Below are 1,569 nucleotides of genomic sequence, written 5' to 3' on the forward strand. Positions count from 1 at the left end.
GTGGTCAGCCGCACCGGCGGCGGCGCGGCGGCGGCGACCGTCGGGCCCGCCGCGACCTTGCCCAGCATGGCCGGCGGGCCGCCGGCGGAGGGCAGCGGCCCGGGCGCGGTCTCGCGCACCGCCTGGCTCGCCAGGCTGGCGCCCGGGGTGACCGGCAGCGGCGGCGGCGCCGAGGGCGCGGCGGTGACGGGTGGCAGCTCGGCCAAGGGCGGCGCCTCGGCGGAGGCTTCGGCGCCGGGGATGCGGATGCCGCGGGTGCGCGGGCGCAGCTGCTCGATCAGGCTCTGGGCGGCGGCGCTGCCCTCCTCCGCCGGGTCGGCGGCGCGCGGGGCGGTGAGCGGCGGCAGCAGCATCGGCAGCCCCAGCAGCGGAGCCAGCAGCATCATCCTCGCGCCACGGGTCATCGCCCGAACTCCTCCTGCATCACGCCGGCCTGATCGGCCGCCTCGAAGATCGCCTCGGCGGCATCGCGCTGCCGCGGCGCCGCCTGGCCCATCCAGCTGGTCCATCCCAGCCTTCCGCCGCCGCCGCCCAGGGCCATGGTGGGGACGGCCGCCGCCGCCAGCACCAGGTTGACGGCGAAGCCGGTATCCAGCCCAACATGCAGCCGGGTCAAGGCCACGAGACGGTGATGCCGCGGCGTGCCCGGCAGCAGCGCCTCGAATTCAAGCCGCGGCAGCGGTCCGATGCGAATCACGAAGCGTGACTGCGCGTCCCAGACCTGGGCGCCGAGCGCCGTGCTCAGCCCCAGCGCATTGTGCTGCCGCCCGGCGCCGAGGCGGGACCGCTCGCTGTCCGGCAGCCGCAGCCAGCCGCCGGCGAATTCCTCCAGTTCGACCGGGAAGCCGACCTCCTCCTGCAGCAGGGCGCGCAGCCGCTCGGCCGAGCGCATCCGCGGCGCCAGATTGCCGGCATGGAAGAGCAGCGCCGCGGCCGGCACCCCGGCGCGCGGCGCCAGGCCCGGCGTGCCGAAGCCGATCACCGCCGCCAGCGCCCGCTCGGCCGGCAGCGGGTCACGCGTCGGCCGGTATTTTCGCCCGGCCGCCGCCCAGAGCCCGGCGAAACGGCCACCCAGCAGGTCGACGAAGGCATGCAGCGCCTCGGAGCGCTTGCGCTTCTCCTGGGCCACCGTCGCGGTGTGGTGGCGCGGCAGCACGCCGCCCGGGCCGATCAGCCCGAAGGCGCCCAGCGTCAGCTGCCGCTTGGCCGGATCGGCCGCGACGACGGCGGCGGTCGGGTGCGACAGCCGCGCGGTGGAGCGGAAGCGCAAGCCCCGCGGATCGCCCTGGCCGCTGACGATGTCGATCGCCTGGTCGAGCTCGAAGCGCTGCGGCGTGCGGACCAGACGTTCGAGGGGCGTCACAGCAGCACGCGCGTCCCGCTGCGCGGCGTCCAGCGCGCGGCGATGCCGGCCCGGCCGCGCAGCACCACCTGGCAGCGGGTAAAGGCGTTCACAGACACCTGCAGCGCCAGGAAGCGCTCCAGCACGGCGGCCAGCAGATGCAGCCCGCCGGCCTGCCAGCCGGCCGGGTCGAAGGCCAGCGTCACATCCAGCCCGCGCACGAAGGC

At 76.7% G+C, this 1,569-nt stretch carries 2 protein-coding genes and 1 pseudogene; all 3 read right to left on the minus strand.

The features are described from left to right. A pseudogene (locus tag BKE38_RS30875) lies at window positions 1-404 on the minus strand (hypothetical protein); the annotation flags it as partial. After that, complete coding sequence (gene tssG / locus BKE38_RS18600; protein ID WP_165694224.1) at window positions 401-1,363, minus strand: type VI secretion system baseplate subunit TssG; 963 nt, start codon at window positions 1,361-1,363, stop codon at window positions 401-403. The pseudogene BKE38_RS30875 and the gene tssG, both read right to left, overlap by 4 nt. Further along, on the minus strand, window positions 1,360-1,569 hold a 210-nt coding region (locus BKE38_RS32220; protein ID WP_165694225.1), incomplete at its 5' end, for a type VI secretion system baseplate subunit TssF. The genes BKE38_RS32220 and tssG, both read right to left, overlap by 4 nt.

This window comes from Teichococcus deserti, from assembly GCF_001982615.1.
Taxonomy (GTDB): domain Bacteria; phylum Pseudomonadota; class Alphaproteobacteria; order Acetobacterales; family Acetobacteraceae; genus Pseudoroseomonas; species Pseudoroseomonas deserti.